The 12,856-nt window shown below is 67.1% G+C and carries 10 protein-coding genes; 5 read left to right on the forward strand and 5 right to left on the reverse strand.

What is annotated here, in order from left to right; all coding sequences use genetic code 11:
• Positions 1-2 precede the first annotated feature (2 nt).
• Positions 3-1,058, reverse strand: a complete 1,056-nt coding sequence (locus EAX62_RS04205) for a Gfo/Idh/MocA family protein (protein ID WP_121900368.1) — start codon at positions 1,056-1,058, stop codon at positions 3-5.
• Positions 1,059-1,166: 108 nt separating this feature from the next.
• Here EAX62_RS04205 and EAX62_RS04210 point away from each other — a divergent pair, with 108 nt between their 5' ends.
• Complete coding sequence (locus tag EAX62_RS04210; RefSeq protein ID WP_121901009.1) at positions 1,167-2,711, forward strand: UxaA family hydrolase; 1,545 nt, start codon at positions 1,167-1,169, stop codon at positions 2,709-2,711.
• Positions 2,712-2,873: 162 nt separating this feature from the next.
• Here the strand turns inward: EAX62_RS04210 and EAX62_RS04215 are convergent, their stop codons facing one another.
• Positions 2,874-5,102, reverse strand: coding sequence for a catalase (locus EAX62_RS04215; protein ID WP_121900369.1), 2,229 nt, complete (start codon positions 5,100-5,102; stop codon positions 2,874-2,876).
• Between the two features lie 150 nt (positions 5,103-5,252).
• A complete protein-coding gene (locus EAX62_RS04220) occupies positions 5,253-6,617 on the reverse strand; it encodes an MFS transporter (RefSeq protein WP_121900370.1) in 1,365 nt (454 codons plus the stop codon).
• 102 nt (positions 6,618-6,719) lie between these two features.
• Between EAX62_RS04220 and EAX62_RS04225 the strand changes: the two genes are divergently transcribed.
• Complete coding sequence (locus tag EAX62_RS04225) at positions 6,720-7,346, forward strand: beta/alpha barrel domain-containing protein (protein WP_158600513.1); 627 nt, start codon at positions 6,720-6,722, stop codon at positions 7,344-7,346.
• An 11-nt stretch (positions 7,347-7,357) separates the two neighbouring features.
• On the opposite strand, the gene EAX62_RS16650 is transcribed toward EAX62_RS04225, so the two are convergent.
• Positions 7,358-8,566 carry a hypothetical protein gene (locus EAX62_RS16650; RefSeq protein WP_158600515.1) on the reverse strand — a complete coding sequence of 403 codons (1,209 nt, stop codon included), beginning with the start codon at positions 8,564-8,566 and terminating at the stop codon, positions 7,358-7,360.
• A 130-nt stretch (positions 8,567-8,696) separates the two neighbouring features.
• Between EAX62_RS16650 and EAX62_RS04240 the strand changes: the two genes are divergently transcribed.
• Genes EAX62_RS04240 through EAX62_RS04250 form a run of 3 tightly spaced genes read left to right on the forward strand, consistent with a single transcriptional unit; the run spans position 8,697 to position 12,280 of the window.
• Entirely contained in the window at positions 8,697-9,806 is a 1,110-nt protein-coding gene (locus EAX62_RS04240; protein WP_121900374.1) for an SH3 domain-containing protein, read from the forward strand.
• A 56-nt stretch (positions 9,807-9,862) separates the two neighbouring features.
• Positions 9,863-11,536, forward strand: a complete 1,674-nt coding sequence (gene pgi / locus EAX62_RS04245) for a glucose-6-phosphate isomerase (RefSeq protein ID WP_121900375.1) — start codon at positions 9,863-9,865, stop codon at positions 11,534-11,536.
• Positions 11,537-11,590: 54 nt separating this feature from the next.
• Positions 11,591-12,280: a SanA/YdcF family protein gene (locus EAX62_RS04250; protein ID WP_199711114.1), complete on the forward strand. Its 690-nt coding sequence runs from the start codon at positions 11,591-11,593 to the stop codon at positions 12,278-12,280.
• A gap of 54 nt (positions 12,281-12,334) precedes the next feature.
• Here the strand turns inward: EAX62_RS04250 and EAX62_RS04255 are convergent, their stop codons facing one another.
• Positions 12,335-12,802 carry a hypothetical protein gene (locus tag EAX62_RS04255; RefSeq protein WP_121900377.1) on the reverse strand — a complete coding sequence of 156 codons (468 nt, stop codon included), beginning with the start codon at positions 12,800-12,802 and terminating at the stop codon, positions 12,335-12,337.
• Between the last annotated feature and the right edge of the window lie 54 nt (positions 12,803-12,856).

The following is a 12,856-nucleotide window of genomic DNA, read 5'->3' on the forward strand; positions in this document are numbered from 1 at the left end:
GTTCAGATGAGGTCGGCGCTCGAGGCGTGCTGCGCGGCCACCCGGTGCGCCCACTCGATGATCCGCACGACCTCGAGAGCGTCGTGCGGATCCACGGGCGGCGCAGCCTCACCCCGTACGGCGGCTGCAACGCCGGAGTAGAACGCTGGATAGTCTCCGCGCAGTGTCGGGATGCGCTCCGTGTGTCCGTCGCTCACCGTTCCCCAGTGGGAGGGGGGTGTTGTTCCGTAGACCGGGTCGCTGGGGAGGACTCCGTCATCAAGGGCGCTCTCCTGCCCGTCCAGGCCGTCGACGGAGTACGCCCCTTGCGTCCCCAGCACACGGAAGCGGGGCCCGCTCAACGCGGCGACGCTGCTCATGCTCAGGTGCGAGCGCACACCGCTGTCGTGGAGGAGCGACAAGAAGGCATCATCCTCGCTGACCGCCCCGTCGCGCACGGGCGACAACTCGGCGTGCAGGTCCATGACCGGCCCGAAGAGCACCAACGCCTGATCGATGAGGTGGCTACCGATGTCGAAGGTGATCCCCCCACCGTCGGCCTGTGTCGTGCGATCCTGCCAGCGCTCACGGCGCGTCGGGCTCCACCGCTCAAACGTCGATTCAAACCGATGAATCCGCCCGAGTCGGCCGCTGGCGACCAGTTCTTGCAGAGTGAGGAAGTCACCGTCCCAGCGTCGGTTCTGGAAGACGATCAACGGTCGGCCGGCGTGCATGGAGGCGTCGATGAGTGCCTCCGCGTCTTCGCTGGACGGCGCGAACGGCTTGTCAACGACCACGGCCGCGCCAGCAGCGAATGCGGCCTCTCCAAGTTCTCGGTGTGTGTGTGCGGGAGTCGCGAGCACGATGAGATCCAGTTCCGATCCGCGCGCGAGAAGCTCATCAGGGGAGGAAACGATGGCCGCTCCCGGATATCGGGCTGAGGCCTGGTCCCGTCTTGTCGGATTGCCCGTGGCGATCATGTCGAGCGAGAAGTCGGCACTCGCTGCAAGGAACGGGGTGTGGAACACGCGGCCCGCGAGCCCGTATCCGATGACCCCGGTGCTGATCGGTCGATTCATGCGCCCCGCCTGATCGTCGTCGGCATCTTGACCGTCCTCCCGCAGCAACGAATAATGAAATGAAAACGTTTACATTCACCATACTTCGCAATGAGGGAGTTCTGCCACATGAAAACGCAGGCAAAGCTGGCTGATGTGGCGCTCCATCTGAACGAACAGGACGAGGTCGCGGTGGCCACACGCGCGCTCGCCGCAGGCACGATCATTGATGCGGGTGAGGATGGGGCGATCACGCTCGCACGCGACGTCCCCGGCAGCCACAAGTTTGCGTTGCGTCCGGTTCCCCGAGCCATGAGCGTGCACAAGTACGGCCAGTCGATCGGTCGGGCGCTCGTCGACATTTCGCCCGGGGACCATGTGCACAGCCACAACCTCGGCATGGACGACAGCGATCGTCCCCACGAGTTCGGGACAGCTCGGTCTGGACCGCTGCCGGCGTCCGGTCCGATGCCGACGTTCATGGGATATCCACGGGCCAACGGGAAAGTCGGGACGCGCAACTACATCGCAATTCTCACATCGGTCAACTGCTCCGCCACCGCCGCGAAGCTCATCGCCGAAGCATTTCGGGGAGCCGCGCTCGACGAGTACGAGAACGTCGACGGTGTGATGGCGCTCACGCATCAGAGTGGATGCGGCCTCGTCCCCAGCAGCGAGGGCGGGCAGGTGCTCCTGCGTACGTTGAACGGCTACGCGGCCCACCCCAACATCCAGGGGCTGCTCGTGCTGGGCCTCGGCTGCGAAATGGTGCCCGTCGACCTGCTCGCCGGGAACACGGCGATACCGGGCGACACGCTGGTGCGGACCATGACCATCCAGGGTGAGGGCGGTGTCCGCGCCACGGTGAAGCAGGGAATCGCGTCCATCAAGGAGATGCTGACCGAACTGAACTCAAGGACTCGGGTGGAGAGCCCCGCGTCGGAACTGGTGCTGGGGCTCAACTGCGGAGGCTCGGACGGATTCTCCGGAATCACGGCGAACCCTGCGCTGGGCGTCGCATCGGACAAACTGATCTCCCTTGGCGGTACCTCGGTCCTCGCGGAGACCCCCGAGGTGTTTGGTGCCGAGCACCTGCTCACACGGCGAGCCGTCTCAGCCGCCGTGGGGGAGAAGCTGCTCGAGCGCATCACCTGGTGGCACGGCTACATGGAGCGCGGCGGCGGCACGCTGGACAACAATCCGTCGCCGGGAAACAAGGCTGGCGGCCTCACCACCATTCTTGAGAAGTCCCTGGGAGCTGTCGCCAAGGCGGGACTGGCAGACCTCAGTGCGGTCTATGAGTACGCGGAGCCTGTGACGGAACGCGGCCTCGTCTTCATGGACACACCCGGGTATGACCCGGTCTCGGTGACAGGCATCGTCGCGGGAGGTGCGACCGTCGTGTGCTTCACGACCGGACGCGGCTCCGTGTTGGGTGCCAAGCCGACGCCGTCGATCAAATTGGCCACCAACACCGAAATGTATGAGCGCATGTCGGAGGACATGGATCTCAACTGCGGACGCATCGTCGACGGCACGGCGACAATGGCTGAGGTGGGGCAGGAGATCTTCGATCTCATCCTCCGGGTCGCATCGGGTGAGCAGACCGTCAGCGAGGAACTCGGCATCGGCCAGGAGGAGTTCGTGCCCTGGCAGTTCGGCTCGGTGACCTGAGTCGAGTGCGTCATCTTCCGACACACGAGCTCGATCTCCCCGCGTGGTGACCCAACCGCCATGCCGCACCCCCGGAGCGACCAGTCGCCCCGGGGATGGGCATCACCTCGTGCGCAGGACGTCGATGACGTGGCAGCTCCGTTGAGCTGGGTCCTGTCGGCGTCAGGATGACTCGTGCGTCACACGCGCCGGGAAGCGCTCCCAGACCCGATGGCTCGCCAGTAACCCGGCCAGCCCTGCCACCGCCGCCACCGGCTCTGCGACCACCATGCCCGGCGCATCCTCGTGGACTCCCGCCGCCGCCAGGACGGACGTGGCACCCGGGGTCACCGCGATCGCCTTGCAGTGACGAAACATCTCGGCGACCATCTTGACCACGCGTGGGTCCACGGCCCTGCCGGTGGTGTCCTGCCCTGACTTCGCGTCGAACGCAGGCAGCGCGTCGGGCGCCGGAACGGGCGCGACCATCACGAGTGCCGCGTCGAACTCGATGGATGCTGCGGTGAGGAACGTCCGGTCCACCACGACGTCGCCGAGCTTGCCGCCCCTGGGGGCCGTCACGAAGGGCAGCATGCCGGCGTTCATGATCGCCTCCCTGACGGAGGCAACCGCGTCCGGGGGGGTGTCGGAATCCACCACGACGGCAATCTTGCGCCCGACGACCGGCCACTTCTTCCCCAGCTGCGACACCGCCGGGCTCGGTTCCACGTCACCGGGTGGAGTGGTGGGCTGGGGTGCGCTCAGGCCCAGCCCGCGAGCAACCTCGGCACACAGGTCTGCGTCAATGTTGGCGAGGCACTGCAATTGCCTCACGCGGATCGCCTCTTCGTAGCACTTGGACAGTTCGAAGGTGTAGGCGCTGGTCAGGTGTTGACGCTCCGCGCTGCTCAGCGAGCGTACGAACAGCGTCGCCTGGCTGTAGTGGTCGTCAAAGGTGGCGGACAGCTCCCGCACCTTGTTTCCTGCGACCGGCGTCGGGATGTCGATGTAGCCGGATGAATCGTCGTCGGCCTCGGCCGGGTTGCCGCCGTCGAGCGAGTTCGGCTTGTACGGTGCGACGCCGCCGTGCACAGCGTCCTGGTGGAACCCGTCACGGAACATGTCGTTGACGGGGCAGTGCGCGCGGTTGATGGGGAGCTGGCTGAAGTTGGGTCCGCCGAGCCTCGTGATCTGGGTGTCGATGTAGGAGAACAGCCGCACCTGGAGAAGGGGGTCATTGGTCACGTCGATGCCCGGCACCAGGTTGCCGGGGTTGAACATCACCTGCTCCGTCTCGGCGAAGAAGTTGGTGGGGCGACGGTTCAGGGTCATCGTGCCGATCACCTCCACGGGGCACACCTCCTCGGGAATGAACTTCGTGGGGTCGAGCAGATCGATCCCCTCGAAGATCTCCTCCGGCGTGTCCGGCATCACCTGCACGCCCAGATCCCACGACGGATATGCGCCGGCGTCGATGGCGTCGTAGAGGTCTCGACGGTGGAAGTCAGGATCCGCGCCCGCGGACATCTGGGTCTCCTCCCACACCTGCGAGTGGACACCCTGTCGCGGCTTCCAGTGGAACTTCACAAGGCACGTCTCACCTGCGGCGTCCATGAGACGGAAGGTGTGGATGCCGAACCCCTCCATCATCCGGAACGACAGCGGGATCCCACGGTCCGACATGGACCACGCAACGTGCGCCTGCGCCTCCGTGTGCAGGGACACGAAGTCCCAGAACGTGTCGTGGGCACTCTGCGCCTGCGGAATTTCCTTGTCCGGCTCGGGCTTGACGGCATGCACGATGTCAGGGAACTTGATGCCCTCCTGGATGAAGAACACCGGGATGTTGTTGCCCACCAGGTCGTAGTTGCCCTCGGAGGTGTAGAACTTTGTGGCAAAACCGCGGGTGTCGCGCACGGTGTCCGAGGAGCCACGGAAACCGGCCACCGTTGAGAACCTGACGAACACCGGGGTCTCGACGTCCTTGCCGAGGAACGCGGCCCGGCAGATCTTCGAGGCGCGCCCGTTGGCGACGAAAACGCCGTGGGCTCCACTGCCGCGGGCGTGGACGACCCGCTCCGGGATGCGCTCATGGTCGAAGTGGGAGATCTTCTCCCGCAGGTGATGGTCCTGCAGCAGCACGGGGCCGCGTGGCCCTGCCTTCAGTGCGTGGTCCGTCGACCTGAGCCGGGCGCCCTGCGACGTGGTGAGGTACATGCCCTGCTGAGCGACAGCCTCGGGCGGGGCGCCCGTGGCGGCCCCCGTCGGCGTCACCGTTGCCGGCCCCTGCTGTGACGGCTTCGGGGGTGGGGGCGGGACAGCGGCAGTGGGTTCTTCGAGGGACGGGGACTGCACCCCGGGTCCCATCGGCGGTGTCAGCGTGTGGTTGGCCTTCTCCTGGCTGGGCGCCATGGCTCTGCTCCTCGCTCATCGGGCCGGCCGCGGGGCAAAGCCCCTCACCGGCGCTGGATGGTGCGAGTGTAAACAGCGTCGAGGGTCATCACCGGGCCCCGCTGACGCATCAAAAGGGTAGTTTCTGGCGACCCTTTTCGTCCTCGGTCCCTAGACCTCTTCGAGGGCGTCGCCGCGGTACTCGGGCAGGAACAAGGAGGCGACCATCGCCATGATGAACATGGCACCGAAGACGCTGAAGAGCACCGGCAACCCGCCTGCACCGTTGAGCAGCGGGACCAGGAGAGGCGCCAACATGGCGGCAATCCGGCCGAACGCGGTGGCGGCGCCGGCGCCGGATGCCCGCATGCTGGTGGGATACACCTCGGGCGTCACCGCGTACAGGGCGCCCCAGGCTCCGAGGTTGAAGAACGACAGGGTGCATCCGGCGGCCAACGTGATGGCGTAGAGGGCTGCATCGCTGCCGGGCGCCACGGCGGCGGCGATCTGTGGAGCCGTCCCGAAGAGGATGGCGCCGACGGCGGATCCTCCCAGGAACGTGGCAAGGGTGGCGCGGCGCCCCCACGCCTCCACCAGAATGGCGGCCACGAGGTAGCCGGGGAGCTGGGCAATGGTGAGGAAGAGGGTGAACTGGAACGACTTCACCAACTGCATGCCGTTTTGCACCAGCAGCGTCGGGAGCCAGATGAACGCGCCGTAATAGGCGAAGTTCACGCCGAACCAGGTCAGCCAGAGCGCGATCGTGGAGCGGCGGAAGCGGGTGGTCCACAGGTCGCGCCAGGCCACCTTCACCACGCGAGCCGGGGTCTCCGCCGCCATCTGCGATGGTGGGGTACTCACCCCTGCCGCCTCCTCGAACTCGGTGACGACGGCCTCCGCGTCGATGTGGCGCCCCTTGGACTCCAGGAATCGCACCGACTCGGGCAGCCCGTAGCGGATCACCAGCGCCCAGGCAGCCGGGATGGCACCCAGTGCCAGTGCCCAGCGCCACCCGTTGTCACCATGGGGCACCAGGAAGTAGCCGATGCAGGCCGCTGCCAACCATCCGATCGCCCAGAAGGACTCCAGCGCCACGACGATCCGGCCACGGATGCGCTTGGGCGCGAACTCGGACACCAGTGTGGAGGCGACCGGCAATTCCGCGCCCAGCCCGATGCCGACGATGAATCGCAGCAGCACCAGGACGGCCAGCCCGGTGGACAGGGCCGAGAGGCCCGTCGCGATGCCGTAGACCAGCAGGGTGATGGCGAACACCTGACGGCGCCCGATGCGGTCGGCGAGCAGGCCGCCGGCGGAGGCCCCCACCGCCATGCCGACGAACGCGATGGATCCCAGCACCGACAGTTCCGTTGCGCTGAGCTGCCATTGCTTCAGGAGCACAGCCATGATGAAGGAGATGAGGCCGATGTCCATGGCGTCCAGCGCCCACCCGACCCCGGAGCCCATCAGAAGCTTGTTGTGCTTGCGGGTGTAGGGGAGACGGTCCAGCCGTTGGGCGCGCGTCAGGCGGTTCATGCGCGAAATCTTAGGGCTGGACACGAAGTCTCGCGGACACTGCCCACCGGTGGGCCATGCTGCGGTGGTGGGACCGTGGGCAGGCCGGGCATGATGGTGCCCATGCCAACTGCGAGTGCACCCTCCGGACTCATCGTCTGTCTCGACGACGTGACCCTCGACGACCTCATCGGGGCCGTCGAGGTGATGGTCCAGGAAGGGTTGCGCACCTTCTCATTGCCCGCGCGGCATGAGGAGGTGGACGACATCGTCGCCATCTTCGGTGCCCGCGCCACGTTCGGAGTGCACGGCCCGGTCTCCGCTGCAGACGTGGAGTGGCTGCGCCCCTGGGCCGCCTTCATCCTGGCCGACGTCGCCGACGAAGACCTCGTGCATGCCGCTGCGGATGCACAGGTTCCGGTGTGGGTGCAGGCCATGACACCGGGCGAGGTGCGCTCGGCGCTGTCGGCGGGCGTTGCCGGGGCCATGCTCTACCCGGCCGACGTGGTGGGCCACGTGATGGCGGAGCGCCTGCGCACTCTGGGTCTCGCGGAGCATGTGATCCCGCGCGGCGGGATCGGCGCCTTCTCGGCCACTGAGTGGTTGAAGGCGGGAGCCCCTGCGGCGTGCGTCGATTCGACGCTGCTGGGGGATGCACTGCGTGGCGGGGATCTGGGAATGCTGCGCGATCGCTGCGGGTCCTTCGTCAAGGTGAACAACGACGCGGCCGACCGGGCGGCCAAGGCCTGAGCGTCGGCTCGTCAGTCGGCGCGTCGACGGGGATGCAGGTTTTCGCCCGGTTCCGCCTGTGGTGGCTGCCCGGCGCTCTGCCCATCCGCGCTTGACGGCAGATTCTCCTCTTCCGCGGGGTCACCGAGAAGACCACCACCGTCTGCGTCTGCGTCTGCGTCGGGATCGACGTCGAGCAGTCGTTCCAGGCCTCCTGTGTCGCGGAGCGTGGCGTCGCGTTGCCCATACATCGTGCGGAACGCCAACGCAGCGGCCACCAGCAACGCCACACCACCCACCACGATGAGCGCCACGTAGAACCAGGAGAGCGGGCTGCGCCCCCCGGCCGTATCGGTGGTGGTTCCTGCGTCACCAGTGGAGACAGTTGTGGGTGTGGTGGTGTTCGTTGCGGAAGCTTCTGCGCTCACGGTTCCGGTGGCCTTGGCGGAGTCCTTGGTGTCCTCGGCCAGCGGCAGTTCCTCCACCGTCACTGTGACCGCTCTCTCGCCGGGGGCGTATGCGTCGTTGCCCGCGAACACCACCACCAGGTCTGCCTTCCCGGCCGGCTGGTCGTCGGGGATTTCCGCAAATGTCTGGAAGGCGCCCTGGGGGCCGGTGAGGACCAGCGAGTCGGCGCTCTCCTTGCCGTCGAGACGAACTACGACCCTGGCGTCGGGGATGGGGGTGCCGTCCTCGCCGCTGAGGGTTCCCTGCACCGTGACGAGACCCCCCAGTGGCACCAGCGTGGGCGCCAGGGATATTTCGAACATCACCGCTGGTCGGGTGGGTGAGGGGGGCGCGGAGGACGCAGGCGGGGTGGATGGCCCCTCCTCGGTGGCAGGGGGCCCTGCGGTGGAAATGGTGGTGTCGGTCTGGGAGGCGTCAAGGCCGTCCCTGCCGCCGAAGACCACCACCAGTTGCTGTGGGGTGGCACGGAGGTCCTCTGCGAGCGTGAAGACGAGCTGGTACGTGCCGTCCGCGCTGGTGATGGTGTCCGCCACCTCGTTCCCATCGACACGCGCCTGGACCGCCGCGTTCCCGATGGCCCTGCCGTCGCGGTCCGTGAGAAGCCCCGAGGCCGTCACCGTGAAGTCGGGGGCGAGTTGCGCCTGGACCCTGAGGGAGGTGGGGCCCGGTTGAGGGTCCGCTGCGGCGCTCTGGCTGCCGAGGACCAGCAGCAGCATCACGGCTGTGGCCGTGAGGAAACTGAGGGCCCAGGTGGTTGGGCGATCGCCGTTCATCGTCGAGGCTCCCGTCGTGCGGACGCAGGAACTCTAGCCCACCCCTACGGGGGTGAAGTGGCCTGCTTTGGAAATATAGGTGGCTGAGACTATTCTGAGGAAACCTCATTCGTTTCTCAGGAAGGTGCACATGTCGCACGCTCGACGGGCAGCCGTGGACACACCGGAAGTGACGGTGCCCACCGAGGCGCCCCGCCGCGGTCACAGCTCCGCGTTCGGCCCTGCAGTGCGCAGGGCCATCGCACCCACGGCCATCGTCGCGCTTCTGGCTGCCACGGCCACGCTGACGTTCGTCCCCATGGGGGGAACCGAACATGAGGTCAGCGTGGCGGACCCGTTGACGGCCCACGACGTCCGCACCGCCAACCGTGCCAGCCGTGAGTTCACACGAACAGCCGCTCCGGCCGCCGTGTCAGTGGTGCCCTCCATGATGGTGCCCACACCATCGATCAGCGCTCCACCAGCCGTGGCTGTCGCGCCGCCGGCTTCCCCCGTCGCATCGGCCTCGCCGAGCGCCCCAGCCGCCAGCACCAGCGCACCGGTCGCAGTGGCCGCCGCACCCGCCCCCGCCGCGAAAACCCCGGCCGTGGACTGGAGCGTCAAGGGCGCCGAGGCAGGCACACGGTGGATCACCAAGTCCGTGAATGTCCGCACAGGGCCGGGTACCAGCCACGACGTGGTCACCGCCTTCGTGGCGGGCCGCAAGGTCACCATCACCAAGTCCCAGCACGACGGCTGGCAGCAGGTGTCGCTGAAGAACGGTGCCGGCTGGGTCAAGGCCAGCTTCCTCACATCCGACGAGCCCGCCGCTCCTGCCACCGCATCCGGATCCTCCACCTCGTCGTCCTCGTCGAACAAGGCCGCCTCCGGCGTCGTCGCAGATGCCGGATCGTGCCCGCGGGCCGGGAGCGCGACCAACGGCATGCAAAGCCGCACCATCAGCGTGCTGCGCAAGGTGTGCGCCCAGTTCCCCAACATCACCAGCTACGGCGGGTACCGCGCTGGCTCCAGCGGCTACCACGGCTCCGGCCGGGCCATTGATGCCATGATCTCCGGCGACGCAGGCCTGGAAGTGGCCCGCTGGGTTCGCGCCAACGCTTCGTCGCTGGGCGTTGTCGAGGTCATCTACCAGCAGAAGATCTGGACCTCGCAGCGCTCCGGCGACGGCTGGCGCAGCATGGCCAGCCGTGGGTCGGCCAGCGCTGACCACTACGACCACGTGCACATCAGCGTCGGCTGATCCCAATCGCGGGCCCGGGGCTGCCGACTGGCCCCTCCCGGCCTAGTCTTGGACGCATGATCACGCCGGTAGACCCCACCACCACGCAGGCCTGGGCCGCACTCGCAGCGCTCAAGGACCAGTTGCACCCTGACCTGCGGACCTGGTTCGACGAGCAGCCCAACCGTGCCGAGGAGTTCACGTTCGACGTGGCCGACCTGCACGTCGACCTGTCCAAGAACCTCGTCGACGCCGACGTCATCGACGCTTTGCTGCGCCTCGCCGACGAGGTGGATGTGGCCGGCCGCCGAGAGGCGATGTTCTCCGGCGAACACATCAACGTCACCGAGGACCGCGCTGTGCTCCACACCGCTCTCCGGCTCCCGCGTGACGCCGAGTTGGTGGTGGATGGGCAGGACGTTGTCGCCGACGTGCACGAGGTCCTGGACAAGATGTACGCCTTCGCCGACAAGGTCCGCTCCGGCGAGTGGGTGGGTGTCACGGGCAAGCGCATCGAGACGGTGGTCAACGTCGGCATCGGTGGCTCCGACCTCGGGCCCGTCATGGTGTACGAGGCACTCCTGCCCTACAAGCAGGACGGCATTGCGTGCCGTTTCGTCTCCAACATCGATCCCAGCGACTGCTGGGAGAAGACCCACGACCTGGACCCGGAGACGACGCTCTTCATCATCGCGTCCAAGACGTTCACCACGCTCGAGACACTCACCAATGCCCGCATGGCACGCGCCTGGCTGCTGCGTGAACTGGCCGCATCCGGCGCCGTCGACGGTTCCGATGAGCAGGGCCGCGACGCCGTCGCCAAGCACTTCGTCGCCGTCTCCACCGCCCTGGACAAGGTGGCCGACTTTGGCATCGACCCCGCCAACGCGTTTGGCTTCTGGGACTGGGTGGGCGGTCGCTACTCCGTGGACTCCGCAGTGGGGCTGCCCGTGGTGCTGTCGATCGGCCCGGACGGGTTCCGCGATTTCCTCTCCGGCTTCCACGCCGTCGACGAGCACTTCCGCACCGCTGAGCCCGGCACCAACGTCCCCCTGCTGATGGGCCTGCTGAACGTCTGGTACGTCAACTTCCTGGGCGCTGAGAGCCACGCCGTGCTGCCCTATGCGCAGTACCTGCACCGCTTCGCCGCCTACCTGCAGCAACTGACCATGGAGTCCAACGGCAAGTCCGTGCGCTGGGACGGCACCCCCGTGACCTGCGACACCGGCGAGATCTTCTGGGGCGAGCCCGGCACCAACGGCCAGCACGCCTTCTACCAGCTCATCCACCAGGGCACCCGGCTGATCCCTGCCGACTTCATCACCGTCGCCAACCCGGCCCACCCCGTCAAGGACGGCGACGCCGACGTGCACGGGCTGTTCCTGGCCAACTTCTTCGCGCAGACGGCGGCGTTGGCGTTCGGCAAGACCGCGGAGGAGGTGCGCTCCGAGGGCACGGCGGAGAACATCGTCCCCGCCCGGGTCTTCCAGGGGAACCGTCCCACGACCTCCATCATGGCTCCCGCGCTGACACCGTCGGTGGTGGGGCAACTCATCGCCCTCTACGAGCACATCACGTTCGTTCAGGGCGTCGTCTGGGGCATTGATTCCTTCGATCAGTGGGGTGTGGAACTGGGCAAGAAGCTCGCCATGGAGATTGCCCCGGCCGTCTCCGGTGACGCGGAGGCGCTGGTGGCCCAGGACGGCTCCACCCAGTCGCTCGTCAGTTGGTACCTGAAGAACAGGACCTGATTTGTGACCGAGGAATCGGGCCGGAGTCGCCGTTCCCCGGCGGGTGGTGCCATTGTGACGCCACCGCGCGGGCCTCGTCGTGCGTTGCGAGTTCTCGGCTACCTGATGCTGTCAGGTGTGCTGGGCGCCGTGGGGCTGGTGGGTGCCATCGTGTTCGGTGCCCGGCACGTCAGCCACGTCGCGGCGGGCCGCATGTTCAGCGTCGATGACGTGCCACCCCGCGCCGTCGCCATGGTGCTCGGCGCCAAGGCAGACCGGGACCGGCCGTCTGCGTTCCTCGCGGCCCGGCTGGACCTCGCCGTCGACCTGTACGAGAAGGGCACCATCAGGGCGGTGCTGGTCTCCGGTGACAACAGGGCCCAGAGTAACCACGAGACCACCGTCATGCGCGACTACCTCGTGGACAGGGGGGTTCCCGCTGAGAAGGTGGTGGAGGACCCTGCCGGGTTCGACACCTACGACTCGTGCGTTCGTGCGCGGGACGTGTTCGGCGTCAAGGAGATGGTGATCCTCACCCAGCTGTACCACCTGGAGCGCGCCGTAACGATCTGCGAGGATATCGGCGTCGACGCTGTGGGTGTCGGCGACGTCACTGCACGCGACAAGTTCCCCGACCTGTACTACAAGGGCGAGAAGCGCGAGTGGGCAGCCAACCTCAAGATGGAATGGGACCTCCTGTCCCGCCGCAAGCCCCAGCAGGATCCGTTCGACGGCACCCTGCTCGAGGCCGCCGGCCAGGACTGAGTGTCGGCGCCGTTCACCGAATCCCACCGCGACTGGAAAGTGGTCCGGCCAACCTCAACGCCCCTGTGGTGTCTGGTGACTCCGTGGAGCGTCGGTGAACGATGCCAGTATTTTCACGAGTGACTGCATACCCACAGCGGAGGCGAGCGTGAATCCGAGCGCGCCCAAGAAGGCCGTTCCCAGCATGCTCCAGACCGATTCATCGGGTGTGTGCGCCGCAGCGGACCACAGGCCCACCCCGACGATCGCTGCCGCGGCAACCAGCACCACCACCCATCGCCACGCGGCCCTGGGAACGGTAAGTGCTGTGGTCAACCGCCAGGTGGACAGGCCGAGAATGACCAGCACCAGCACCATCATGATGCTGAATGCGATCCGCGCCACGATCACCACGCCCTCCTGGAGGGGCATCATCAGGGCGGCCAGCACGATGCCAAACATCAGGCAGGTGACGTAGAGGAGAATCCACAACAACGGCACCTGCTTGGTCAGGGGGTCAACGCGTGTTTCGTCGTGGGGCATCCCACCAGTATGGCTGCTCGGTGGTCACAGACGCCTGAACCACGGGCCCGGTAC

This window comes from Tessaracoccus antarcticus (assembly GCF_003688855.1).
GTDB classification, from domain to species: Bacteria; Actinomycetota; Actinomycetes; order Propionibacteriales; family Propionibacteriaceae; genus Arachnia; species Arachnia antarctica.

What these genes read in the sequence shown, in the direction of transcription:
- EAX62_RS04205 (WP_121900368.1), bottom strand. Translation starts at nt 1,058, where the DNA reads ATGAATCGACCGATCAGCACCGGGGTCATCGGATACGGGCTCGCGGGC.
- EAX62_RS04210 (WP_121901009.1), top strand. Translation starts at nt 1,167, where the DNA reads ATGAAAACGCAGGCAAAGCTGGCTGATGTGGCGCTCCATCTGAACGAA.
- EAX62_RS04215 (WP_121900369.1), bottom strand. Translation starts at nt 5,102, where the DNA reads ATGGCGCCCAGCCAGGAGAAGGCCAACCACACGCTGACACCGCCGATG.
- EAX62_RS04220 (WP_121900370.1), bottom strand. Translation starts at nt 6,617, where the DNA reads ATGAACCGCCTGACGCGCGCCCAACGGCTGGACCGTCTCCCCTACACC.
- EAX62_RS04225 (WP_158600513.1), top strand. Translation starts at nt 6,720, where the DNA reads ATGCCAACTGCGAGTGCACCCTCCGGACTCATCGTCTGTCTCGACGAC.
- EAX62_RS16650 (WP_158600515.1), bottom strand. Translation starts at nt 8,566, where the DNA reads ATGAACGGCGATCGCCCAACCACCTGGGCCCTCAGTTTCCTCACGGCC.
- EAX62_RS04240 (WP_121900374.1), top strand. Translation starts at nt 8,697, where the DNA reads ATGTCGCACGCTCGACGGGCAGCCGTGGACACACCGGAAGTGACGGTG.
- pgi (WP_121900375.1), top strand. Translation starts at nt 9,863, where the DNA reads ATGATCACGCCGGTAGACCCCACCACCACGCAGGCCTGGGCCGCACTC.
- EAX62_RS04255 (WP_121900377.1), bottom strand. Translation starts at nt 12,802, where the DNA reads ATGCCCCACGACGAAACACGCGTTGACCCCCTGACCAAGCAGGTGCCG.